The sequence below is a fragment of the Leifsonia araucanica genome (assembly GCF_051161895.1).
In the GTDB taxonomy this organism is placed as follows: domain Bacteria; phylum Actinomycetota; class Actinomycetes; order Actinomycetales; family Microbacteriaceae; genus Leifsonia.
The window spans coordinates 34,827-57,724 of record NZ_JBMBTW010000003.1 but is presented as its reverse complement, the minus strand read 5'-3'; the positions used below and the strand labels follow the sequence as shown (position 1 = coordinate 57,724).

22 protein-coding genes and 1 pseudogene are annotated in these 22,898 nt (G+C 65.7%); 14 read left to right on the top strand and 9 right to left on the bottom strand.

From position 1 onward, the window contains the following. Positions 1-195, bottom strand: a pseudogene (locus ACN6M5_RS19355) (DNA-binding response regulator); the annotation flags it as partial. A 130-nt stretch (positions 196-325) separates the two neighbouring features. On the opposite strand from ACN6M5_RS19355, the gene ACN6M5_RS19350 reads away from it, so the two are divergent. Both ACN6M5_RS19350 and ACN6M5_RS19345 read left to right on the top strand, forming a co-directional pair. Continuing rightward, complete coding sequence (locus ACN6M5_RS19350; protein WP_434952593.1) at positions 326-1,156, top strand: ZIP family metal transporter; 831 nt, start codon at positions 326-328, stop codon at positions 1,154-1,156. A gap of 63 nt (positions 1,157-1,219) precedes the next feature. Beyond that, positions 1,220-1,924: a response regulator transcription factor gene (locus ACN6M5_RS19345; protein ID WP_434952591.1), complete on the top strand. Its 705-nt coding sequence runs from the start codon at positions 1,220-1,222 to the stop codon at positions 1,922-1,924. Positions 1,925-1,930: 6 nt separating this feature from the next. On the opposite strand, the gene ACN6M5_RS19340 is transcribed toward ACN6M5_RS19345, so the two are convergent. Genes ACN6M5_RS19340 through ACN6M5_RS19325 form a run of 4 tightly spaced genes read right to left on the bottom strand, consistent with a single transcriptional unit; the run spans position 1,931 to position 6,430 of the window. Continuing rightward, the gene (locus ACN6M5_RS19340) at positions 1,931-4,588 is read right to left on the bottom strand and encodes an ABC transporter permease (protein ID WP_434952589.1); all 2,658 of its coding nucleotides are present in this window, start codon (positions 4,586-4,588) and stop codon (positions 1,931-1,933) included. Next, a complete protein-coding gene (locus tag ACN6M5_RS19335) occupies positions 4,585-5,298 on the bottom strand; it encodes an ABC transporter ATP-binding protein (RefSeq protein ID WP_434952587.1) in 714 nt (237 codons plus the stop codon). Before ACN6M5_RS19335 ends, ACN6M5_RS19340 begins: the two co-directional genes overlap by 4 nt. Then, a complete protein-coding gene (locus tag ACN6M5_RS19330) occupies positions 5,295-5,963 on the bottom strand; it encodes an ABC transporter ATP-binding protein (protein WP_434952585.1) in 669 nt (222 codons plus the stop codon). Before ACN6M5_RS19330 ends, ACN6M5_RS19335 begins: the two co-directional genes overlap by 4 nt. After that, positions 5,960-6,430, bottom strand: a complete 471-nt coding sequence (locus tag ACN6M5_RS19325; protein WP_434952583.1) for a hypothetical protein — start codon at positions 6,428-6,430, stop codon at positions 5,960-5,962. The genes ACN6M5_RS19330 and ACN6M5_RS19325 overlap by 4 nt, the downstream gene beginning before the upstream one ends. A 258-nt stretch (positions 6,431-6,688) precedes the next feature. On the opposite strand from ACN6M5_RS19325, the gene ACN6M5_RS19320 reads away from it, so the two are divergent. Together ACN6M5_RS19320 and ACN6M5_RS19315 are read left to right on the top strand one after the other, a co-directional pair. Then, positions 6,689-7,987, top strand: a complete 1,299-nt coding sequence (locus ACN6M5_RS19320; protein WP_434952581.1) for a sensor histidine kinase — start codon at positions 6,689-6,691, stop codon at positions 7,985-7,987. Between the two features lie 563 nt (positions 7,988-8,550). Further along, positions 8,551-8,919: a DUF7882 family protein gene (locus ACN6M5_RS19315; RefSeq protein WP_434952579.1), complete on the top strand. Its 369-nt coding sequence runs from the start codon at positions 8,551-8,553 to the stop codon at positions 8,917-8,919. A gap of 759 nt (positions 8,920-9,678) precedes the next feature. Here the strand turns inward: ACN6M5_RS19315 and ACN6M5_RS19310 are convergent. Next, positions 9,679-10,068, bottom strand: a complete 390-nt coding sequence (locus ACN6M5_RS19310; protein WP_434952577.1) for a hypothetical protein — start codon at positions 10,066-10,068, stop codon at positions 9,679-9,681. On the opposite strand from ACN6M5_RS19310, the gene ACN6M5_RS19305 reads away from it, so the two are divergent. After that, entirely contained in the window at positions 10,060-10,236 is a 177-nt protein-coding gene (locus tag ACN6M5_RS19305) for a hypothetical protein (protein WP_434952575.1), read from the top strand. The two genes, ACN6M5_RS19310 and ACN6M5_RS19305, sit on opposite strands and share 9 nt — an antisense overlap. A gap of 147 nt (positions 10,237-10,383) precedes the next feature. Here the strand turns inward: ACN6M5_RS19305 and ACN6M5_RS19300 are convergent, their stop codons facing one another. Continuing rightward, a complete protein-coding gene (locus ACN6M5_RS19300) occupies positions 10,384-10,971 on the bottom strand; it encodes a recombinase family protein (protein WP_434952573.1) in 588 nt (195 codons plus the stop codon). Between the two features lie 604 nt (positions 10,972-11,575). Between ACN6M5_RS19300 and relB the strand changes: the two genes are divergently transcribed. Both relB and ACN6M5_RS19290 read left to right on the top strand, forming a co-directional pair. Beyond that, positions 11,576-12,010: a type II toxin-antitoxin system RelB family anti-toxin gene (gene relB / locus ACN6M5_RS19295; RefSeq protein ID WP_434952571.1), complete on the top strand. Its 435-nt coding sequence runs from the start codon at positions 11,576-11,578 to the stop codon at positions 12,008-12,010. A 479-nt stretch (positions 12,011-12,489) separates the two neighbouring features. Further along, entirely contained in the window at positions 12,490-13,068 is a 579-nt protein-coding gene (locus ACN6M5_RS19290) for a P-loop nucleotide/nucleoside kinase family protein (protein ID WP_434952569.1), read from the top strand. Between the two features lie 126 nt (positions 13,069-13,194). Here the strand turns inward: ACN6M5_RS19290 and ACN6M5_RS19285 are convergent, their stop codons facing one another. Next, positions 13,195-14,493: a DUF1214 domain-containing protein gene (locus tag ACN6M5_RS19285; RefSeq protein WP_434952567.1), complete on the bottom strand. Its 1,299-nt coding sequence runs from the start codon at positions 14,491-14,493 to the stop codon at positions 13,195-13,197. A gap of 1,312 nt (positions 14,494-15,805) precedes the next feature. Between ACN6M5_RS19285 and ACN6M5_RS19280 the strand changes: the two genes are divergently transcribed. Continuing rightward, positions 15,806-16,522 carry an SOS response-associated peptidase gene (locus ACN6M5_RS19280; RefSeq protein ID WP_434952565.1) on the top strand — a complete coding sequence of 239 codons (717 nt, stop codon included), beginning with the start codon at positions 15,806-15,808 and terminating at the stop codon, positions 16,520-16,522. Here the strand turns inward: ACN6M5_RS19280 and ACN6M5_RS19275 are convergent. Next, complete coding sequence (locus tag ACN6M5_RS19275; RefSeq protein ID WP_434952563.1) at positions 16,519-16,878, bottom strand: hypothetical protein; 360 nt, start codon at positions 16,876-16,878, stop codon at positions 16,519-16,521. The genes ACN6M5_RS19280 and ACN6M5_RS19275 overlap by 4 nt on opposite strands. Positions 16,879-16,960: 82 nt before the next feature. Here ACN6M5_RS19275 and ACN6M5_RS19270 point away from each other — a divergent pair, with 82 nt between their 5' ends. The 6 genes from ACN6M5_RS19270 (at position 16,961) to ACN6M5_RS19245 (ending at position 22,892) form a co-directional block, all read left to right on the top strand. Then, a complete protein-coding gene (locus ACN6M5_RS19270; RefSeq protein WP_434952561.1) occupies positions 16,961-17,230 on the top strand; it encodes a DUF6504 family protein in 270 nt (89 codons plus the stop codon). After that, on the top strand, positions 17,230-17,568 hold the full coding sequence (locus tag ACN6M5_RS19265; RefSeq protein WP_434952559.1) for a hypothetical protein: 339 nt from the start codon (positions 17,230-17,232) through the stop codon (positions 17,566-17,568). Before ACN6M5_RS19270 ends, ACN6M5_RS19265 begins: the two co-directional genes overlap by 1 nt. A gap of 155 nt (positions 17,569-17,723) precedes the next feature. Beyond that, the gene (locus ACN6M5_RS19260) at positions 17,724-17,903 is read left to right on the top strand and encodes a hypothetical protein (RefSeq protein ID WP_434952557.1); all 180 of its coding nucleotides are present in this window, start codon (positions 17,724-17,726) and stop codon (positions 17,901-17,903) included. A gap of 205 nt (positions 17,904-18,108) precedes the next feature. Continuing rightward, positions 18,109-19,602 (top strand): hypothetical protein, encoded by a 1,494-nt coding sequence (locus ACN6M5_RS19255; protein WP_434952555.1) that lies wholly within the window; start codon positions 18,109-18,111, stop codon positions 19,600-19,602. Positions 19,603-20,325: 723 nt separating this feature from the next. Next, entirely contained in the window at positions 20,326-21,069 is a 744-nt protein-coding gene (locus ACN6M5_RS19250) for a hypothetical protein (protein WP_434952553.1), read from the top strand. Next, entirely contained in the window at positions 21,054-22,892 is a 1,839-nt protein-coding gene (locus tag ACN6M5_RS19245) for a hypothetical protein (RefSeq protein WP_434952551.1), read from the top strand. The genes ACN6M5_RS19250 and ACN6M5_RS19245 overlap by 16 nt, the downstream gene beginning before the upstream one ends. The last annotated feature ends 6 nt before the right edge of the window (positions 22,893-22,898 follow it).

Sequence of the window (22,898 nt, the reverse complement as noted above, 5' to 3'; positions counted from 1 at the left end):
TTCCGCGCCCTCCATCCCGGGAAGTCGCCGGTCGATGACGAGGGCGTCGAAGTCCTGGGCGAGTCCGGCGGCCAGGCCGGCGTCACCGTCCACGACGCGGGTCACGTGGTAGTGCTCATCCAGCACCTGCTGGATGAGCGGGCCGAGGCGGGCGTCGTCCTCGACCAGGAGCACCCTCAGTCGTTCCACAACCATGCTTTCAACCTACTCAGCGGTACTCAGATGCTTCCCAGATGCCTTGCGCGGCCGCCTTCTATGTCAGAGAGTAGCCGCGCGCTCGGGTAGGTTAGGTGAGCCTTAGCTGCCTAATCGAATGAGAGTGTGCGTGAACGCAGGGACCGTCGTCGTCATGGGCGTCATCGCCGGGGGGACGATCTTCATCGGCCTTCCCGTGGGGAGGCTCTCCGCACGGGCTGCGGGGCTCCGCGCGGTGCTGAACGCGATCACGATCGGTGTGCTGCTCTTCCTGCTGTGGGATGTGCTGGTCCACGCGGTCGAGCCGGTGGAGGCTGCACTCACGGCCGCGTCGGTGGAGCACACGGCATCGTGGTGGCCGTTCCTGGGCCTGGCGGCTCTCCTGTTCGCCGGGGTCAGCGTCGGCCTGCTCGGGCTCGTCGCGTACGACCGGTGGATCGCCCGACGGTGGCGGCCCGCCGAGGCATCGACGCACGCGGTCGGCGGCGTGCTGCGGCTGGCTGAGCCGGCCAGCCGGTTGGCGTTCCTGATCGCGGTGGGCATCGGCCTGCACAACTTCGCGGAGGGTCTGGCCATCGGGCAGTCCGCCGCGGGTGGCGAGTTGCAGCTGGCGGCCGTTCTGGTGGTCGGGTTCGCGTTGCACAATGCGACGGAGGGCTTCGGGATCACGGCACCGCTGGCCGCATCGGCCGTGCGTCCGTCCTGGCGGCAGCTGGGCGTGCTCGGGGTGATCGGTGGCGGTCCCACGCTGGTCGGCACCCTGCTCGGAAGCGTCGTCGTGAACGACGCGCTTGCCCTTGTGTTCCTGGCTCTTGCGGCCGGTTCGATCGTTTACGTCGTGGTCCAGCTCATCGGTGTCGCACTCAAGATGGGGCGCGGCTACCTCCTGTATGTGGGCATCCTGATCGGCCTGTTCGCCGGGTTCGCGACCGACTTCGTGGTGACAGCCGCGGGGGTGTGAGCAGCGAGCGGCTCCCCATCGGTGAGGGGATCCTCCTCCGGCGGTGCCGATTAGGCTTCCCCTATGTTCCGCGTTCTGGTGATCGAAGACGACGAGACGATCGGCTCGACCGTGACCTCGGCGCTGCGGGCGAACGGCTACGACACCGCGTGGAAGAAGGACGGCCGCTCCGGGCTTCACGCCGCCGCCCAGACCCGTCCCGACCTGGTGCTGCTGGACCTCGGCCTGCCCGACCTCGACGGCCTAGTCGTGTGCCGCGAGCTGAGGAGCATGATCCCCTCGACGGTTGTCGTGGCGTTGACGGCCCGTCGCGAGCAGCTGGATGTCGTTGCCGGCCTGGAGTCCGGGGCCGACGATTACCTGACCAAGCCGTTCGGCCTGCTCGAGTTGCTGGCCCGGGTGCGCGCGCACCTCCGCCGCCACATCGGCGCAGGCTCCGCCACCGGGCCCGTGGTCCTCGGTTCGCTGACGGTGGATGTGTCGTCACGCCGGGTGTTCGTCGGGGGAGCGGAGGTGGAATTGCGTGCGCGGGAGTTCGACCTGCTCGCCCGGTTGGCGCAGACGGCGGGAGTCGCGACCAGCCGCGAAGACCTCATCGCCGATGTGTGGGACAGCAACTGGTCCGGGTCGACCAAAACACTGGACGTGCACATCGGGTCGCTGCGACAGCGCCTGGCTGCCGCGGCGGCGACGGCGGGCGAGGACACCGTCACCGCCCTGCCGAAGATCACGACGTTGCGCGGGCACGGCTATCGGCTCGACGTGTGACCGGAGTCACGGCGCGCGGAGAGACTCGATGGGCGGCTTGTCCGAGCGATGGACGGCGACGAGTGCGCTGACGATGATGGCACCGGTGGCGACCGCGGCGATCGCTACGAGACTCCACCAGGGCACGGTGAGCGCATCCGGCGGCGGATCGAACACACCGGTGAGGACGGCGACCAAGGTCGCAGAGAGCGCCCAGCCGAGGACCACACCGGCGAGCAGTCCGCCAACGGTGACGGTGATCGCCTCGACGAGGGCGAGCCCGCGGAGCTGACGGGCGCTTGCTCCGAGGACGGAGGCGATCGCGAACGACCGCCGCCGCTCGGCCAAGCCCAGGGCGAACACGACCCCTCCGGATGCCGCGGCGAGCAGGAACGCGAAGACGAGTTCGATCCGGGTCAGGCTCCCCAGATCGACCGAGGTCAGGCTGGACCCGACCGCCGAGCGGGCTGCGCTGATGGGGACGACGGACGCGCTTGTGCCGACCGCCTTATGCAGCGCGGCGGCGACGTTGGCCGGGTTGGCGTTGCCCGTGCTGATCAAGGCCGCCGAAATCGACGGGTCACCCGTCTTCTGCGCGATGTAGTCGGCGTTGGCGACGAAGAAGCTGTCCTTCGGGGCGGTCGGGAACTCCTTGGCCACCCCGACGTACGTGAACGGCACGGTGACCAGCGTCGACGTTCGGGGGTTCTGCAGCCGCAGGTTGATGGTGTCGCCCTGGCGGAGTTGGTAGTCCTTCACCGTCTCCGCGCTGACGAGGATGGCGTCGGGTGTCTTGCCGAGGGCGCGCATCAGCGAGGCGGCGGTGCCACCTTGGAAGTAGGCGTTCTGAAGGGAGGCGGTCGCGCCGATGCTTCCGGCCCGGACCCCGAAGAGATCCTGTAGGTCGCTGCCCACATACGCGAAGCGGTGCTGCAGGGGCTCCGCCGTGGAGACGCCGGGGACCGTTCGGAGGCGGTCCACGGCCTGAGGCGAAGTCCCGGCTCCTGGTGGGTAGGTGACCGTGACATCGGCGCCATTGGTCAGGCGCGCATCCACCTCAGCCTGCTGCTGATAGGTCGCGTTGAAGATCGCGGTGGAGCCGGCGAAGGCGAACGCCAGCGCCACCATCACGATCGAGGTCGCGAAGAGGGGCCGCTGCCGCATCATGGTGGCCGTCGACGTGGCCGCAAGGCTCTTCCCGACGGGGCGGGCGGCGGCGGTCAAAAGCCGCCGTCCCCGTCCGAGGAGGAGGTGCGAGAGGCGCCAGATCAGGAGGCCGGCGCCGACCCACAGCAGGCCGGGACCGAAGAACGCCCAGTAGTTGATCTGGATCGAAGGGACACCTTCCGGGGCGAGCACGAGGGTGTACCCGTCTTGCGTGGTGATCAGGATCACCACGATTGCCAGGGCGATCAGCAGCAGGTCGAGGTAGATGAGCATCCACCACGGGGTGTGTTGCGTCGCCGCGGTGTTGCGGGCGCGTGCGACGACTACATTGCGGAAGTCCCGGACGGCGGGAAGCAGCACCGCGAGCACGGCGATGAGCAGGCCGCCGACGAATGCTGCGGCCGGCCAGACCAGCGCCCCGGATGCGGTGGAACCGAACGTGGGCGACCCGAACATGGCCAGGCCGATGAGGGCCGCCGTCGCCAACCCGATCAGGCCGCCCGTCACCCCGGCGAGGGCCGCCTCAGCGGTGACGAGCCCGGAGATGGTTCGGGCGCTGGCGCCCCGGGTGCGCAGCAACGCTTGGTCGCGGCGGCGACGGGGCATGGCAGCATTGGCGATCGCGAAGGTCAGAATGCCGGCGAGGATTGCTCCGGGCAGGCCGAGGAAGAGGAACAGGATCGTGGCATAGGCGGCGTCGCCGCGCGCTGCGTCGAGGGCGGCCCCCAGATTGTCCCCGACCTGACCGGATCCGGCGAGGGCGGCGTCGAGATTGTGGGCGGCCGCGCCGATCGTGGTAAAGGCGGATGCCGGATCGGGTGGCAGGTGGTGGGAGCGTGCCACGTGGATCTGAGTGGAGAGCTGGTCGGCGTGTGCCGCGGTGAGCGCGTTCTGTAGCGGGGCGAACTGGTCGGGCGGGAGGAGGACCACGTTGTCGGGCGGGGCGATCGGCTGGGACTGCGGCGGTGCCCCGACGGTCTGGAACAGCGAGTTCGCCTGCGGGAGGTCGACGACGCCGGCGACGGTGACCTGCACGGGATCTGCGCCTGCCGGGTGGATGGTCACCTGATCACCGGGCGCAGCGTGCAGGTTGGAGGCTGTCTGCTGGGCAATCAGGACGCCGTCGTGCGCACCGGTCAAGAACCGCACCTGGCCGGGGAACGTGCGGGTGTAGTCGGCGGGGAGTCGCAGTACGACACCGGCCCCCGTGGTCTGGCTCGTTCCGCCCGTCGAGGAACTCAATGCGGCCACCCGCGCGAATCGCACCGGGAGCGCGGAGGCCACTCCGGGTGCCGCTCGCACCGTCTTCTCCGCAGCCGCAGCGTCGGCTCCGGCAGTCACCTGCACCTGCCAGTCGACAGCCACGGAGTGAATCGCGCGGGCCGTCATCGAACCGTTCGCTGCGGCCAGAAAGGAGCCGAGACTGGCGAGCAGCGCCACCGCAACGGCGATTCCGGCGACGGTGGCCAGGAAGTTGCCGGGGCGGCGCAGCAGACCGCGAATCCACAGCCTGGTCATCGGTGCGCTCCCGTGGAGGTTGCGGGGGCTGCGAGGCCGCCGTCGATCAGGTGCCATTCGGTGTCGAGCCGCCGGGCGACGGCGGGGTCATGGGTGCTGACCACCAGCGCTGCCCCGATCCGCTCGGCGGTCGCCAGAAGCGCGTCGATTACCTGACCGCCCGTGGTGTGGTCGAGTTGCCCGGTCGGTTCGTCGGCAAGGATCAGCGCGGGCTCGGTCGCCAGGACGCGGGCGATCGCCACGCGTTGGGCCTGACCACCGGAGAGCTCACCCGGCAGCTTCCACGCCAGAGAGGCGATCCCGACAGCTCCCAACGCGCGTGATGCTGCCTGCCGGGCCGCGGCGTCGGTCATTCCGGCCAGGACGAGCGGCAGGCCCACGTTCTCGGTGACGTCGAGCGTCGGGATCAGGCTCGGACCTTGGAAGACCAGGCCTGCTGCCGTGGGTCGGCCGGCGGGTGTCGCCCCGAAGGCGGGCCATTCGACGCTTCCGGTGGTGGCGGCCTCGAGGCCCGCCAGCATGTAGAGCAGTGTCGATTTTCCGGACCCGGAGGGTCCTGTCACGGCGATCCGGTCCCCGCGCCGCACCTGGCACGTCACGCCGTGCACGGCGACCACCGCTCGCGTTCCATCGCCGTAGGTGTGTCCGGCGTCGTGTGTGTCGACGAGTACCGCCGTGCGGTCGTTCGCGCGCTGCAGTGCATCGTTCATCGAGAGATCCGTCCATCGGAGAGGGCCAGGGAGCGATCGGCGTGCCGCACCACTGCGGGACTGTGGGTGACCACCACGACTGCCGCGCCGGTGTCGGCGTGCCGGCGAAGCAGTCCTAGAATCTGCCGCTCGGTGGCGCCATCGAGCTCACCGGTCGGCTCGTCCGCGATGAGAACAGCCGGCCGGTTGGCCACCGCTACTGCCAAACCGGCCCGCGCGGACTCACCGCCGGAGAGTTGCGCCGGATAGGCGTCGCCCCGCGCGCGCAGCCCGACCTCGTCCAGAAGGCGGTCGATCTCGGCCGCCCGCCCGGACACGAGCCGCTGGGCGAGGCGGATGTTGTCACGGACGGTGAGCTGATCGAACAGGTTGTCGGACTGGAACAGCAGGCCGATGCTGCGCGCCCGGAGTGCCGCACGTTCCGCCTCGGGGCGGTGACTCATCCGCTCACCGGCGATCCGGACCGTGCCGCCGTCGGGTTCGTCGACCCCGGCCAGGCACGCCAGCAGGGTCGACTTTCCCGAACCGGACGGTCCCGTGATGGCCAGCGTCTCGCCGGGGTCGACCGCAAGGCTGACCCCCTGCAGGGCGAGCGTCTCCTCATCGCCGGCCCGGAAGAACCGGTAGAGGCTTTCCGCCTCCAAGGCGGGCGTGGTGGCGGTCATCGCCAGGTGAAGGAGTCGGTGATCTTCTTCCACGGGTCCACGTTGTCCGCACCCTTCGGAGAGGTGAGGCTGACATCGACCTGGGTGCCGTTCTTCCAGAACAGGTAGTCCTCCACCGCCTGGCGATGAGTGGATGCGGTCACCGCGTTCGCCGGGGCATCCGCTTCGTAGCGCACCAGCACACCCGAACCGCCGGTGCGTGCGAACGGCGTGACGTCGGTGAGCGTGAACCCGGGGTGAGCAAAGCGCAGGGCCGGCACCACCTCGGCCGTCACGGTGGCGGTACTCGGCGCGGCCGGCGTGGACTTCTGTTCGAATCGGGCGGAGTTCAGTTTGTCGGAGAACGTCGTCGCCGACCCGGAGCTGCTCTGCGCCCACCCCTCCGGCACGCTGGCGGTGTAGAGGCCTGCCGGCGGGGTGAAGGGGACATATGCCTGGTTGTCGGGGATATCGCCCGACGGGTTCACCTCGGCCTGCGCGGATGTCGTTGAGGAACTCGTGGTCCCCCCGGACGCGCATCCGGTCAGACCAACCATCAAAGCGACCGCGGTCGCAGCCGCAACGCCCGCGGGGTGCGACAGACTACGAAGTGGTGACATCAGTCCTCCAAAGTGGATCGGGTGATCGTCTCCACGCTACGGACGGCCTGGCCAACGCCCGTTACCGCTTCGGTAAGGGGACGGTAAAAGGTGACTGGGAATCGAGGCCCAATGAGGAACCGGATCGTGAGAGTCGCGGTGCTGAGCGCCTCGGCGGCGCTTGCCTTGTTTCTTATTCCACTGATGATCACCGTGTACAACTTGTCCGTCGCTGATGCTCAGTCCCAGCTCCAACGCGATGCGCTTGCCGCAGTCGCCGGTATCGATCCGCAGTTCTCGCCCAGCGACCGCACCGAGATCCCGTCCCCGGCCAATGCGAACACCAGCCTCGGCCTGTACGACCACTCCGGCACGCTCGTTGCCGGCAGCGGGCCGGCCCGAGCCGACGAACCCGTCAAGCGGGCCCTCGCGGGAGGCGCAGCAGACGAGATGGTCGACGGGACTTTGGTGGATGTCGTGCCGGTCACCACCTCGGAGCGCACTGTCGGGGTCGTACGCGCATCCATCCCGCTCACCGTCGTGATCGGCGACGACATCACGGCGTGGGCGACCATTCTGGGTGCGGCCGCCCTGTGCCTACTGGTCGGCGTACTCATCGCGCGGAGGGCGGCGCGACGGGTCGCCACACCGATGGAAAGCCTGGCCAACGCCGTGCAAGCTCTCGGTCATGGTGATTTCCAGGCGCGCGCCACCGTCTCGGGCATTGCCGAAATCGACGTGGCGGGAGCTGCCCTTGCGGACACGGCGATCCGACTCCGAGCACTGGTCGAACGCCAACGCCGCCTGTCGCAGGACGCATCCCATCAGCTCAGGACGCCGCTGGCGGGGCTGCGCGCACTCCTGGAGACTACCCAGACCGGCGAGGCAGGCGCTCCCCCCGACGTGGTCGCGCAAGCACTCGAACGAGTCGACGCGCTCGATGCCACCATCGGCGACTTCCTCGCACCCGAGACTCGGCCGCGGGGCCAGCTCACCGACATCGGTGAGCTGGCCCGACAGTCCGAACGGCGCTGGCGGGGGCCGCTCGCGGCAAAGGGACGCCCACTCCGCATCGACATTCCCGAGCACGTCGAACCGATCGCAACGGATCCGGCGCGACTTCAGCAGATTCTGGACGTTCTGCTTGAGAACGCCTATCAGCACGGCTCGGGCGCCGTCCTGGTGAGGCTGCGCGCCTCCTACGGCGCAACTGTCGTCGATGTGGAGGACGAGGGCAACCAGATCCCGCTCGACGCCGATGTCTTCCAGCGGGGATACTCAGGAGCCGGGCGCAGCGGCATCGGACTGGCGCTTGCGAGAGAACTCACCACCGATATCGGAGGCAGACTACTGCTCAGAGCCCGTCTTCCACACACCCAGTTCTCCCTAATATTGGACCGTGGGAGCGCCCCCGTGCCCGGGTCGGCAAACGCGCCCCGTGCCTAAGAGCTCGAAGAGATCTTCACCGCGGGCCGCTTGCCCGGGCTCTGGGCCGGCTCTTCACCCTGCCGTGACGTCGAATATCGGCGCGTTTGCCGTCCAGCCGCGGCTTTGTCGATCCCTACCAGGCCGCTCATGGTGGTGCCGGGTGAATTTGTGGCGGTGTTTTTGCACGATGGAGACGCCGGTAGGGATCGAGTAATGAGGGCTCGGCTTTCCGAGGCGTAACCAATTCGGGTGCGACTTCCAACTGAATTCGGGGGCGCGGCCGCCTTCGACGCATACGAGCTTGCCGACGCCGGAGAGTGGCCAGAGCAGGCGGTCTATCGTTACCTCTCCACAGAGCCGAGAACCACCCAAGACATAGATGAAAATCTATCTGACATAAGATATATTATGAGTCAAAATTCCGACCGTTTCCGAAACATCAACGAAGATGGCCGGCAGGCGTCGAAGCGTGCTGCTAGCTTGTGGGTTTCGGCCCTTGCTGCGCTTAGCTAAAATATGGTTCTGCCCGGTCGTCGGCCACGATTCTCGCATCGTGGGCTGTCAAATAGGGAGGTTTCGTCATGGGCAAGCTCTTATACGGGACGCATGCGCGAGCGATCGACGTCGACGATCGCATGCTCGCGCACCTTGAGATCGCGATCCTCTCGAAGCTGCGTCGCCAGGAGCCCTTCGCGTTGTGCTGGATCAGCGCTGGCGAGGATGGCGCGTCACCGGGACGGCGGACTGCTTGGATCAGCCCGGGAATCGAATTGGAGTTCCACTACACGACGAAGGAACTACCTGAAATCAATCGGGAATGGCTAGAGCTGCTGGTCGTCACGGCCGACCGCGGCAGTATGCATCTGCAGCCAGAGCCAGAGCCAGAGCCAGAGCCAGAGCCAGAGCCAGAGGCTTCCGATAAGGCGAAGCGATTCACGAAGATTCTCTAGCAAGCGCTCGTCATCTGCCGGATAGCGGCGGGAAGGCGTCGGCTTGTCTCGGAGGATGATTCTCCGCTTGTGGAGTGCTTGGTGGAGGTGCGCCCCAGGCCGGCAAGGGTGCAACAATGTTCACGTTCGAACTTGACTCCCTTGGTCGCGCCGACGGCCGAGAAACGGGCCATGACGGGGAAGCTCGCTGCCACGATCAATCCGCAGCTCAGATCACTCGTGCCGCACAATGAATGCGCCTGACTCTAGGTTCTCGTACGGCATGAGGCGTACATTGGCGGTAACGGTTAGCTCGTGACGGTGCATCCTGCACCGGCAACAGAGCGCGAGTCGGCACATTACTATCCGCTCCGGCGGTAACTTTGCAATGCGGCGGTGCTCCCACCTAGCCCTAACGCACTTTCTTTGCGTCAGGTCGTCAAACCGGCTGGGAGAGATCTGATGTCAGAACCGCTGTTTCCCACCGACACACCCGAGGACGCCGAACGGCGGATGGAGCGAGTCTGGGAATCGCTGAAATCTACGCGCCGGGACGACCCCGATCGAATTCGGAAGGCGCGCGACGTGTATCTATCGGACCCGAACGATCGCGCACAGGAGTGAACCTTTCGTACGCCGAGGACCGGCCCTGTCTGCTTTGACGCAGATCGGAAACCTGACTTGGGCGGGATGGCGGTACAGCACCGGTTTCGGCCGGGCTGTACCGCTCTTTTGTTACCGCCCCGACCAGCACAGCCGGGCGGTCTGCAACATCACCGGTTAGAGCCCATAGTCCAAATTGAAATCGTCCGGTAGAAATGGCTCGGGCGCACCTGCACCTGCACCTTCACTCGTGTCGGCGACGTACTCGATTGTCGCTCGAGTACTTCCGGTGAAGAGAACATCCCGTTGGCGTCCGTCGGTGGTTGTGATTGCTACGAACCCGCCGCCCTCGCGGAGGGCTTCTGTGATGCTTTTCTTGACTGCTTCGGGGTCGATGTCGATAGGAAACCGGGTCCCATCGATAATGAGGATCGATATTGCCATGACTGCATCCTTCGGGGTTGGATCCAGTGAGGATCTGAGCATACCCGGCCCATTTCCGTGCCTGTATCCAAGCGCCGTCGGGCTCCTGTCGCACAGCGCAGATAGAATTCCGGCATGATCCATTGGACCATCATTGTGTCCGGGCTCGGCGCTGTGGTCATCCTCGTTCTGTTCTTCGTCGGTTCTAGACGACGCGCCGCCGCCGCCCGCGGGTCGCACGGTACGAAAGGCGAGCGTTCTCGGGTCGATCGCGACCCAATGGACAAGGAGATTACGCCGAGAGCTCGTTGATGCGTCGGGCAGTGCGTTTGTAAGCCATAGTCATGTCGCGAGCGGCTTGCGCGCCTGGTCAATTGGACTCTCTGCAGCCTGACGTTCCGGCGCGGCCACCTGTCGGAAATGATGGCGGTCTCAGTCGGTGAACGCACCGCCCGGCCGTCACTCGAGGCTAGTTGTACGGGGGCCGTCCGCTCGTTGAATGGCGCGGTAAACGGTGGAGCGTGCGACACCGAACAGCTCGGCAATTTCGGATGTGGTGTGCGCGCCCTGACGATGCAGGTTCACCAGGTGCCGTTCCTGCGCGGCGGAAAGTTTTGGCTTCTTCCCTCTCAGCCGGCCTTTCGCCTTCGCCACAGCCATCCCTTCGCGTGTGCGCATCCGGATCAGGTCAGACTCGAACTCAGCGACCATTCCGAGCACGTTGAAAAGCAGCCGGCCGACGGGGTCGTTTGGGTCGTAGACGCTGCCGCCGAGGCTGAGCGCAACACCCTTCCGTGTGAGTTCGTCGGCGATGTCACGCGCGTCAGGTAAGGACCGGGCAAGTCGGTCGAGCTTCGCGACGACGAGGGTGTCGCCGGCACGCACTGCCGCCAGCGCTTCGCGCAGGCCGGGCCGTTCGCGGTTGGTGCCGGTGAGGCCGTGGTCGACGTGGATGTTCTCCTCGTCGACGCCGAGCGCCCGGAGGGCGTTGCGTTGCGCGGTGAGATCTTGGGCATTGGTGGAAACGCGGGCGTAACCGATGAGCATGGTTCGGACTGTAGCGTTTAGGGCGCCATCACCGGGCATATTTGCGGGCGGGTCTTACGGGATTCTCTCGCATCCGGAAACACTCGATCCGTCGAGTGGGGATGGGGACGACGCGGGTGTCCCGCTGATCGACCGGCTAGCGGACGCTTACGCCCGGTGTCGTGCGTGTTTCACGGAGTGGCGACAGTACCGCTGTGAGCGCGGCTGCCGCGAAGACGATGATCACGCCGAGGAGGACAAGACGGTCGCCAACCAGCCCGATTTCGAGGCCGGAAATTAGGGCGCGAGCTGCAGCCATCGTTCGATTGACGGAGCGTCTAGTGGTGTTGGTCCGGCCGAGCACTTCGTATGATGTCAGTGTCTGCCAGGGGGAACCTCGCGAAGCGAACGACCGAGACGATCGCAGCTTCGGACGATCTCGCAGAAAGCGATATGCGAAAGCCCACCGGGCTTGAGGACGTGCCCCCGGCAAGCCCCGCGGCCGAAGACCACTTCGACTTCGGCAATCATCCGGCCGGCGCCTGACTAGAAAAGTTCGAGTGGCGGGTAGCTGGCGGGTTGCTGTCGTGTCGGGGGTCTTCCATTAGTGCGTAGCGTGATGGACATGAATCAAACGCGAATCCGAGAACTCCGCAAGACCAAGGGATGGACGCAAGAGCGGCTCGCGGAGAACAGCGGAGTGGCCGTCCGCACAATCCAGCGGTTGGAGTCGGGCGAGGATGCGAGCCTGGAAACGCTGGCACTCCTCGCCGACGCTCTAAATGTCGATGTCAGCGATCTGTTCACCTCCGTCGACCGTGCCGACACCGCCGACGCGATCAAACGTCTCGACGTGATCCGCGCCGAACAGAAGCGTCAAGCAGAAGAAAGACTCCAGAAACAGAGGAACAACCGGCTCATCAGGAGAACCGTGCTCGTCGCGGTCGCTGTCATTGTCGTCCTGGTCGTCGGGCTCATGCTGTCTCCATGGATCTACGGGGCATTGGCGGCCACTGGAGCAGGCACGACCAACGGTCCGATGGGCGGAATAGTCTCGTAGTGCCGGGCGGTGGAAACGGCCATCAGGGGGAACCCTCGCGAAGCGAAGATGCTACACGCGTGCTGCGGCTCGGCCGCTGGAGGGCTCTCTGACCTGGTCGTGTGATCTTTCCCTCGGTCGGTCGAGTGGTCGCGAATTCTCTTGATCAATTACTGCGCCGCGGTTCGTGGGAGGTTGGTCGCCAGAACCACGCCATTTAGATCGTCCACGACACGAGAAAAGACAATCTTCGTGGCGGAAAGGCAATCTATTTCGACAGTCGACAAGACGTGTCGGCGCGCTCAGCAGATTGTCCCAGCCGGCTTCCTTCACGTGCTTTTGCCAGAAGACTGCCCGCGATCTCCGCCAAATAGATTGTCCGTGCGCGGGGCGCGTGCGCAAAGTGCAAGTCGTCCCGATAGACGATCGGGTTGCGCGCAGGGCGGCCGACGGTCCTGTTTGGGACCCGTTGCTTTGTGGGCGTCTGCTAAAACGGGATTGTGACGAACTCATGGAGCCAAGGAACCCCGTACGTCGTGCTCGTTCTCGGTCGGCCCGCATCAGGTAAGTCAACGATCAGTGCCAAAATCGCGGAGCAGTTCAGCCTTCCGAATGTGTCGAAGGACATGCTGAAGGAGATCCTCTTCGATACTCTCGGTGGCGGAGATGTCGCTTGGTCGGTGAAGTTGGGTCGTACGTCCTTCGCGCTGCTGGATCATGTCATCGAATTGCAGTTGCAGGCTGGCGGCCCGTTCCTGATCGACGCCGCATACAGTGCCCAGTACGAGAACGCGAAGTTCCAGCGATGGCAGGAAATCTACGGATTCGAGGCAGTCCAGATTCTCTGCACGGCCTCGCCAGAGGAAATCGGTCGGCGCTTCATTCAACGCGTGAATGACGGAACTCGGCATCCCGGGCATGCCGATGCGGAACGCGTCGACGAATTCCGCGCGGTGCGGGACGACGGACGATACGGGCAATTGGAACTGCGCGGCACGGTTCTTCACTACAAGACCGACCAAGTAGGAAGCGAGCAGAAACTGCTCGCGAGCCTCACTGCGACGCTCCCTCCTCAATAGTCCGTTAAACGATCCCCCTGCGGGCCGGGTGAGTAACGGGGCTTGAACCCGCTACCTCCCGCGCGAGCCGTCGGCAAGCGGATCGCCCATCGGGCACCCGATGGCGGTGAAGCGCCCGTCGTTTGGCTACCGGGTTGGGGCCGCTGACGGTGGGGTCCAGCTCCCATCAATGCCGGAGTCGTCAGGCCAGTAGAGCCGCAGGTAGAGGCTGAAAGCACCCGCGGGTGCCGGCAGCCAGTTCACGTCCGCCCCTGGGTCGGTCAGGCTCACCCGGATAGTGAGCGATCCGTCGCCACCGCGATGCAGCACCGGGGTCTTGGTGCCGATTGAGTAGCGGTCGATCGGGTTGGGTTCGAAGAAGTGTTGCTCGTTGTAGACCGTCAATGACCAGAACCCGAGTGCTGGCGGAAGGTCATCCGCGGCGAAATTCACGGTGTATTCGTTCGAGCCGTCGAGGCGGGCGCCGTCGGCGTCGAGGTCGAGGTAGAAATAGCGGGTCTCGCGCAGGGCATTGGTGAAGATGTTCGAGCGGGCAATCGCGGTGCGGGTCAGGTAGTCGGTGCCGAAGGCGGCGTTGTTGTCGACCGTCGTCCAATTGCCGGCCAGCGGGATGCCGTAGTTCCGGAACTCGAACAGCGGCGCGATGACCACCTCCTCCGTGATCGACGCCTCATCCAGGATCGCATCGCGAAGCGCGGGATTGTTGGCGGCGGCTCGGAGAAGCTCGGCCGCCTGGGCATACAGCGACTCCTCGCCCGGATGCGACGGAACGTCGACGAGGAGCTCGGCGAGCCGGTCGAGGAAGTCGGCCGGCTTCACCCATCTCACCTCTCCACCGTCGCTGGGCGGCGCGGGAAAGTCCGGAACGGTCTTCCAATCATGAGTTCTCTCGGTGCCGTCGTACTCGCCCAACGGATACACCTCGATCCGGTTCAGCACGTCCTGCACGGCATCCCGGTCCTCGTCGGTGTCAGCGAAGAAGACCCGTGGAATGCAGATACCGATCCTGGTCGGCAGCCGCAGCACGCCAGTGATGCCCTCAGGAACCTCGCCGTCCCAGTCCTCGGTGACGACCAGGTAATGCCCCGGCGCAGAGCCGTACATCGCACCGAGCTCGGCGAACTTCTCCGTGCGCTGATCACACAGCTCGTAGACCCAGAAACGGTCACCGAAATCCGGCACCTGAATGACGACCGGCGAGGTCTGCGGATCGAGCGACCCCACCCCATAGGCAACGTCCTGGTTGGGGCAGGCCACCATCCGCTCAGCTGGCTGGATGTACCCGGTCAGCATGCACGCTCGGTTCGGCGGTGCGCCGGGCACCATCCCGCCAATCCGGCCGGGCCCGGGCAACTGCTTGAACGCGGCAATACGGTTGTGCAGATTCGTTGGCACCCACGCCCACACATACACGACGCGGGTCACCGCACGCACCCACTCCTCAGTCAAGCGATTCGGGCGGGCTACGAAAGTGGAGTTCCCCATACGTCTGTCTACCAGCGCGAAGGATTGTCTGCATAGAGCGGACTGCTGTTGCGAAGCGCGGTAAGGGCCCCAGAAGGCCCTCCCCGGGACCTTGAGGTGACATAATCACGCTTATCAGCGCATTTTTTGACACGAAAACCGAGTCATCGAAGGCGATGAGAACGGGGAAAAGAGTGGCTCTCGAATCTGCGATTTGCCCGGTATGTTCCGAGTCCCATCTCCGGCAAGCGAACGGGCTCATGTCGATTCACGACACCGCTGCGGGCATCCGCTGCGCGGGGTCACCCGCCCCACAGGCGAGCACGACGCGGGCACCGCGTCCACCGGACGATCGGAGCCGTGTGACACCAGCGCGGCCCCGCAAGAACGATCCGGACCCGAATGATTCGGAGATTCAGGCCGCGTTCGGAGTGGCGAATGAGCGCCGGCTTCGACGATTCGTCTCGACTCCAGAATCAAAGCCGCTCGATCGCCGCATCTATAGCGTCGGGCGCGCGCAGGTTGTCCGTGGTGGCGACCCGGGCCACGGCAAACGAAGCTAGTCGTTCGATAGGACGGCGGGCTAGGCGAACGTTCCGCCTAGCCCGCCGCAGAGCACTAGATGCTAGTGCCGTTTGCCGAGCCCAGGGGCGCCGGCCAAATACACGACAGGACGACCGCTACTTGCTGTAGCAGTCTCGGGCTTCTCGTACGTGCCTTCCCAGCGTCGGCGGTTCGCCTCCTGGCGCGAGCGAGCGGCCTCTTCGTAGAGTTCCCTTGATCGGGCGGCCGCCTCGCGCACGCTTTTCCTGGCGCGTCGCTCAACCTCACTCGCACGTCGCCACTCTTCGATGCTCAGAAATCCGCTGGATTTGAACTGTAGGAATTCAGCCGCCAGTAGCGCCTTCTGGCCTGGCGCGCGATCGCCGCCGGCGTGCTGTCGGCGTCTGTCATATAGCGGTCTTGATACCGTCCACCAGGCGGACCGGACGGCCGCTAGGTGCTGCGGTTCGACAGGGCTGCTCGGCCCCTTGGGATGTGCGCCAGCTTCGCGAAGCAGGTTCATAACCTGTCTCGTCGACACGCCTAGCTCTGAGGCAACTTCGTGGACCCGTAAGGTCATTGGACCCTCTTTCGAGGTTTCCACCGCGTCGAGGTCGGGTGGACAGCACCTTACCATAATCCGAAATATTATTCGAATGACCACGCCGCAATCGTGTTTCATATTCGAACCTAATGACGCTCCTTCCGCCGCGGCGAGTACGCTCGTGGCATGTGCGGGCGTTTCGCGATGGACGACAAAGTGAACGCGGCGATCACCGATTTCGTCGAGTCCACGGGCAAGAAGCCAGAGGACTGGCGGCCGGGTTGGGAGCCAAGTTGGAACATCGCGCCAACCGAGAACATCCCCCTTCTGTTCGAATCCGGTAAGGGCGAGGCGGAGCCTCAGATCCGTTTCGAGGCGGCCTATTGGTCGCTCGTGCCCAGCTGGTCTAAGACGTTGAAGCTGAAAGCGTCTACCTTCAACGCTCGCGCCGAGGACATGGCGGAGAAGCCGCTGTGGCGCGGCCCGGTGAAGTCACATCGGGCGATCGTGCTCGCGAATGGATACTACGAGTGGCAGGGCCCCAAGGGGCATAAGACGCCGTACTTCATCCGCTATCCGGACGATCAAATCATGGGCTTCGCCGGCCTCTACTCGTGGTGGGCTGACCCGACGAAGGATCGGGACGATGATTCGCGGTGGACGCTGACGGCGACGATCGTTACCTCTGATGCCGTGCAAACCCTCGCCGATATTCACGACCGCAACCCGGTCATCCTGCCGCAGCGGATGTGGGAGCACTGGATCGATCCGACCGTGGCCGGAGACCAGGCGCTCGTCGACGAGGCGGTCCGCGCGGGTGTGGCGGAGGCGGAGTCGCTGCGGTTCGATCAGGTGGGCCCGGTGCGCGGCGACGGGCCGGAGCTGATCGAGCCGGTCGCTTAGGCGTCGACGAGCGTCGCGCCGCGGCTTCGGCCAGTGCGAGGATCGAGGCCGGCCCTCCATCGTTCGCGCTGCTCTTCGGGGGTGATGATCGTGCCGTCCGGTGCCGTCGCCGGCGTGAGGAAGTTCGGCATGCCGAGCGCCAGTGCGCAGGCGTCGAGCGCCTGCCGCAGCTCGTCGTAGTACCCCAGCGACCACCGGTCGCCGCGCTTGAGCACCCAGTGGTCGACGCGGTACATCATCAGCGTTTCGTGAATGTCGGAGCGGGTGGCCGCCGCGTACTCGATCTGGAACTCGATGCGGTTCGCAGCGTCGTTGAGGATCAACCAGACCCTCTCTCCCGCGTGCAGCGTTTTCACGTTTCCAACCTCCAACAACATTCGAACATATCTTCGAATTGTGGTGCAATGGGGTGACACCGAGCAGCTGGAGGTTTTGGTCATGAGCATCACACACGCCCCCGAACTCGTCGCGGTCTGGACCGAAGGCGGGCATCCCTCGCGCCTGGTGTGGCGCGGTGTTCGCTACCTTGTGACCGATACGCCTACCGCTCTGCAAGAGCCAGTCGTGCACGACGCGCTCACCCACCCCGGCAGCAGGGTGTTCGGGTGGCGGTTTCAGGGCACGAGCGTGAGCGACGGCGACACGCGGGTGTTCGACGTGCGCCCCATCAGCGGCGGCCGGTGGGAACTCGCCGCGGTCTACGACTGATGGGCACCAATAAGCGATACGACGTCTACACACCGCAGCTGGCGACCGACGCCGAAGCGCTCGATCGCCGGCCGAAGCCGGTGAGCCTGCCAGACAACTTTGTGAGGCACACAGGCCGACGTCGGGACGAGGCGCGACCGGTCCCCGTGCGCGCCGTAATTCCCGTCCGGATCGCCTACAACGACGTCATCGAGACGGACGCCGAAGCGCTCGCCTGGACCCCAGGCGGAGCGGTCCTAATCAGGTACACGCCAGAGGGTGAGCGGTTCGCGCAGTGCGTGTGGCTGTGGGCCAACGCCGTCCGTAGGATCGGCTACGACGTACCCCCGGAGAGTTGAGCGCAGCCAGCTCGAGCACGTTGACACGTACGTGTCAGAGCAATTTCCTTGCCCGGGTCAAGGACCTCGGCGTGTCGCTGGCGTTAACCCTAGGGCCAGGGTTAACTAACGGCATGGCACCGCGTCGCCGCCCTCGTGGCACCCTCGTTGATCCCGTGAGCATCGGGTACGAGGTCGAGCGCGAGGCCAAGGAGCGATTCGACGCTATCGCAGAACGGCTCGGCATCTCGTCCGCCGTGTTCTTCGAGCAGGTCGTCGCTCACATTGACCTGAACGGAGAGGGAGTTCCCACCTGGTGGGAGCGTCCGGAGGAGCTGCCTATCAACCCGGATTAACGCATTAGGCCCGCCGCTTGCGCGACGGGCCTAGAAGCTGAGGCTCAGAACCCCACAGTTTGGCGACTACAGGTTCCGAGCGATTACTACCCGAAGTCCCGGTTACCAGCCGGGGGCTTCGTCACACCCTCTTGCGGAAGGTGATGCCGTCATCGTACCCCAGAACGCGCTAACCGTAGCTATACGGTCAGAGACTTCTGTCGGCGTGTCCGTCGACGCTGTTTCGGCGTCACAGGAGCGATCCTCCGGGCCGCTGTCATCGTCGCGGCCGCGCAGCTGGTCGCTGCCGGTGCCGGAGGGCGCCTACGGGCCGATCGTCGCATGGCGGGGCCGCGAGCACTGGCTGGCGGCGCTCACCGCCGTGCTGGATACCCCGGAGGGCGAAGCGGTGCGCGCGTCCCGGAAAGTGGCTCGACGCACTCTGCTGGCGATCGCGGCCGAGTACGCCGAGCGCGCCGACGTCGCCACGGGGCGCAGTGTCAGCGTGGCGCATGACACCGTGGGCGGTGCGGTGGAGCGCTGCGCCAAGACGATCCAGCGCGCCACAAGGACGCTGGAAGCGCTCGGGTTTGCCGTGACCGTAGTCGAGGGCCGGTACCTCTACGCGGATGAGCGAGAGGCCGCCAGAGCGCTGCACCAGAGTGTGCAGCTGCGAGCAGCCTCGGTGCTCGCGCTGACCCTGCCGGCTGTGGATAAGTCCTCGGTGAACACTAAGAATGTCCACCTACCTGTTAACGCTCAAAACCCTCTATCAACTTACGAATTCTCGTTAGAGCAAACGCGCGCAAGCGCGCAATTGGAGGCCGCTTCACGGCCCGAGCCTGGACAGGAGACGGGCGATCCGGTCAAGCAGGTACGTCCAGTCCCGCAGGTGCGCCCGATCACCCGTCAGCGGTTCCTCGCACAGCTGGATCGCCACTATGGGAACGCGCTGGCGCGGGGCCGCCACATCGGCCAGATCGATCAGCTGCTACGCCGTGCCGGCGTCGCAGAATCGTGGTCGTTGCGCGAGCTGACGCAGCGGATCGCTACTCGCTTCCCCGCCGCACACGAGAAGCTGCACACGGCAGAAGATCCGTTGCGCTACTTCGCGTGGATGATCCGGCAAACGATCGAGCCCGGCGAGACTCCCCCGGCCGTCGCGAGCGAGAAGCGGGCCCGTGAGCTGCAAGCTCAGCGCGCAGAGGCCGCTCGCGAAAGGGAAGCCGAGAGGCAACGCCGAGCTTCGCTCTCCCCCGACGAATTCGCCCGCATGCGGGCAGAATCGGATGCCGCAATTCGAGCCCGCAACGAGGCTCGTCGACGCGAGCGTGCGACGTCGCCGCGAGCGATCAGCGACGTGCTGCTCGGCGTCGGCCGGCATGCTTTCGAGTTCCCCCAGGCGGTCCAGGACCTCCACCAAAAGGTGCTCGACCTGCACGCGATCCTAACCGGGAGAGGGTGGTCGATCGACGTCGAAGGGATCGAGCACGGAGACGTTCAATGGACGTGGGAGCCGTCGCGATCCGAGCACGTCGACGACGACCACAACCCCGTCACGGAGGTCTGGTTCCGGCCTCCGGAGAGTGCGCCGGCTGACCTGTTCCCGGTGCTGAATCTCGCCGGCCAGAAGACCACCGACACTGCAATTTCGCTCGCCCAGCTGTACGCTCGCCTCGACGCGATCGAGGCCCACCGCGCCGGACGGAGCCACCGATGATCGCTTACACACCTTGCAGTTCTTTCACCAGGTTCGCGCGCATCGAGAGTGTGCGCAGCGCCGTCGTTGCTGCGGCCTCCCCGGTAACGGTGCACCGTGTCGGCCAGGAGCGGGCATGCGCCGCTGATTGGCCGTCGACGAGCCGCGGCAGTTCGGCGCAGGCGCTCACTCCCCCGCGGTCGGTAGGAGCCAGCGTCGAGCGTCGCACCGTGAACGGTCAACGGCTCCGAGTAGCGGCCTCAGGTGGCCGCCTGGCGGCTCTGAGAGCCGCTGATGGGCAGCTCCACCGGTTCTGAGCTAGTACGTCCGACTATTCACCGAGCGCGAATAGGTAAACGCACACCCGTGGCCGGGTTTGCCCTGCCCTGCCCCCACCCCCGCGCTACGCGCGCTTCCCAACCTCTCGCACCCAACAAGTTGTCTGAGGGAGGTTGGGAAGTAAAGGGGTGGGGGCAGGGCAGGGCAAGAAAAGAGTGTGAGAGAGAAGAAGAAAAGAGAAGAAGAAAAACAATGCGAAGTTGAGAGAGTGGTCGGGTTTGAGAGTGCATGTTGCGTTGGGTAGGTGGTGAGAATCGGTGGCTGTTGTGAGCGGCAGTCGAGTAGTGCAGGAAGGTAGCGGACGCGGCGGAGCCGTGTTCAAATTCCTGTCGCTCTGAGCCTCGATCGGGTGACACACGAGCGTTCTACCTGGTAGCTTGGTTAGCAAGGTGAGAGGGGGCGCTGGTGCAGCTGACCGAGCGTGACGAAGCAATGGTGGAGTGGCTGAGCGTGGTTCGCATGGCCGACATGGATGCGCTTCGGTGGGCGCTCGGAGGGCTCTCTGGTGCGGGCTCTCCGGTGAGTTTGCGGAAGGCTCAGCAGTGGACCGCGAGGCTCGCTGAGGTCGGTCTGGTTGACCGTGCTCGACCCACGTTCCGGGACGGTTCGATCGTCTGGGCGACGCACCAGGCGATCGGCAAGACCGCCCCTAATCTGTTCCGTCAGACGACCCGTCACGAGGTCGCGGTGGCGGCCGTCTCTGCGCGCTACTTGTGCCGCGGCTACAGCTGGGAGCGCGACCGGAAACCGGGGATGCGGAGCGAGCATCAGACGGACGGGGTTGCCGTCCGACCGGACGGCCGGCGCGAGCTGGTCGAGGTCGAGCTGACGCCGAAAACGATCGACCGTTACCGGGTCATCTTCGAGAACCACACATGGCGGCTGGCGCGCGAAGGCGTCGACCGCATCGTGTACTTCTGCGACACGACCACGGCTCGCATCGTGAACCGCGAGGCCGACACGAGAGTGTTCCGTGACGACCGTCACCGCATCCTTGCCCTGCCCGTTTTCGACGTGCGCGGGAAGTGGGTCGGTGATGAGAGTGGAGCTTGGGATGGGGTGCCAGAGAGCGCGCCGGCCGATGTGCCGGCGCAGCTGGACGGCTTGGTAGTTGGTGGGCCGGCTACTGATGGATGGGGGACGCGATGAGCAACCAACAGCAAGTGCAGCAGGGCGGCTCCGACGACGCCACGAGCGTGCTCGTGGAGAAGCTTGTCATCGCTGTGCTGATTGTCGCGCTCGTCGCGGTCTGCGCCCCGTTCGTGATTCCCTTCGTGGTGGCCAGGGTCACCGGAACGGTCATCGCGACCAAGACGTGGTTCTGGGTCACCTGGCGGTGGCAGTGGATCGTCAACACGATCGGGGTATTGCTCGTGGCCGGGCTGCTCGGTTTCGAGCTGGCCGTGCTCGCGCAGTGGATTGCGAGCGGCGACGCCGCCGCGTTCTTCAAGACGACCGACTGGAAGGCGCACGCGCTCGGTATGTGGCCGTGGCTGCTCGGCAACTTCCTGGCCGGCATCCTCCTGCTGCCGGTCACCTGGTCGATTCGACGTCGCCGTGTGGCGACACTCGTGCGCAACCGGCGCATCGCTGACGTCGTGCAACAGACCAGGATCGAGACGGCGCGCAAGCGCGCAGCCGACCGCGCGGCCGCGCGCCGGATGGGCGTCACCGTCGACGCCGAAACAGGCCAGATCACCGGCTCCGCAAAAGGCGCAATGACCGCTCCCCTGCGCACCCCAGAGGGTGCACAGGCGTTCGGGCTCGTCAGCCGCGCCACCGTGCGAACCCTGGCCGATCGGTTCTACGACGCGCGCCGGGTGCGCGACTGGATCGACCCGGCCGGAAAGTACGCGCAGCTGCCCACCGCGGCATCCGCGGTGCGCTTCCTGCTGATCGCAGAATCCGGCACCGGAAAAACCGTGTTCCTCAACGACGCGATGCAGTGCGCGCTCGAGTACGGCTGGCCAGTGTTCTTCATCGACGCCAAGGGCGACCCGGAGGACGCCGAGAAGCTTGCAGCGCTGGCCGAGAGCTTCGGCCGCACCGCGGCGATCAACGCCGGCTGGGACATGTTCACCGGCACCGCCGACCAGGTGACCACGAAGCTCATGCGGCTGATGCCGCCCCCAGACGGGGCAAATCAGCACTACCTCGATGAGATCCGCGGCATCCTGCAAGCGGTGCAGGATGCGTCGCCGCTGCGCAGTGTCGACGAACTGCGGGAACGCCTCAGCAACCCGGCCCCGCACGTCCGCGATCAGTACGACCTCCAAATGGTCAACGCGATCGTGGACTCCCGCGCCGGCATTTCTGCTGGCCAGCGGACCTTGCAGAGCTTGCTCGTCGCGCTGCGGCCGCTGGAGCGGTGGCTGGACCCCAACGGGTGGTCCTATGAGAAGCCGCACGCGGATATCACCATCGTTCCGCTGGCGCCCTCCGACGACTCGCAGGCCCGTCTCGGGGACCTGCTCCTGCTGGACTTGCGGAACTTCCTCACGAATCGGCTCATGCGACGAGACAAGACGCCCGTGCTCGTCGTGGTCGACGAGTTCCCACAGCTGGTCACCGGCACCAGCGATCCCGGCGACACCGCGGGATCGCTCTACGAAACAGCGCGATCGGCGGGCGTCGGGCTCGGGCTGGCGGCCCAGTCCCCCGCAGGCCTATCCAACGACGAGACGCGCCGACGCCGCGCCCTCGCCTCCGGTGCAGCGCTGATCTTCGGCCGGCAGAAAGACCCCGAGGACGTCGTGAAGTACGCCGGCACCTACATGCAGATGGAATCCTCCGGCATGGCAACCGGCGAGGAACTGAAATCGGCGCGCGCTCAACACACCTACGTCATCCCGCCGCAGGACGTGCGGGAGGCCAACGACGCACAATTCTGGATCGTGCAGGGCGGCTCAATGGCCGCGTTCCGCGTACTACCGAACCGCCGCGTCTCCGCGAACATTTCGGTTGGGCCCTGACACAAG

Coding starts and splice junctions, on each gene's coding strand:
- ACN6M5_RS19345 (WP_434952591.1), top strand. CDS start 1,220: ATGTTCCGCGTTCTGGTGATCGAAGACGACGAGACGATCGGCTCGACC.
- ACN6M5_RS19340 (WP_434952589.1), bottom strand. CDS start 4,588: ATGACCAGGCTGTGGATTCGCGGTCTGCTGCGCCGCCCCGGCAACTTC.
- ACN6M5_RS19335 (WP_434952587.1), bottom strand. CDS start 5,298: ATGAACGATGCACTGCAGCGCGCGAACGACCGCACGGCGGTACTCGTC.
- ACN6M5_RS19330 (WP_434952585.1), bottom strand. CDS start 5,963: ATGACCGCCACCACGCCCGCCTTGGAGGCGGAAAGCCTCTACCGGTTC.
- ACN6M5_RS19315 (WP_434952579.1), top strand. CDS start 8,551: ATGGGCAAGCTCTTATACGGGACGCATGCGCGAGCGATCGACGTCGAC.
- ACN6M5_RS19305 (WP_434952575.1), top strand. CDS start 10,060: ATGATCCATTGGACCATCATTGTGTCCGGGCTCGGCGCTGTGGTCATC.
- ACN6M5_RS19310 (WP_434952577.1), bottom strand. CDS start 10,068: ATGGATCATGCCGGAATTCTATCTGCGCTGTGCGACAGGAGCCCGACG.
- ACN6M5_RS19300 (WP_434952573.1), bottom strand. CDS start 10,971: ATGCTCATCGGTTACGCCCGCGTTTCCACCAATGCCCAAGATCTCACC.
- relB (WP_434952571.1), top strand. CDS start 11,576: ATGAATCAAACGCGAATCCGAGAACTCCGCAAGACCAAGGGATGGACG.
- ACN6M5_RS19280 (WP_434952565.1), top strand. CDS start 15,806: ATGTGCGGGCGTTTCGCGATGGACGACAAAGTGAACGCGGCGATCACC.
- ACN6M5_RS19270 (WP_434952561.1), top strand. CDS start 16,961: ATGAGCATCACACACGCCCCCGAACTCGTCGCGGTCTGGACCGAAGGC.
- ACN6M5_RS19265 (WP_434952559.1), top strand. CDS start 17,230: ATGGGCACCAATAAGCGATACGACGTCTACACACCGCAGCTGGCGACC.
- ACN6M5_RS19245 (WP_434952551.1), top strand. CDS start 21,054: ATGGGGGACGCGATGAGCAACCAACAGCAAGTGCAGCAGGGCGGCTCC.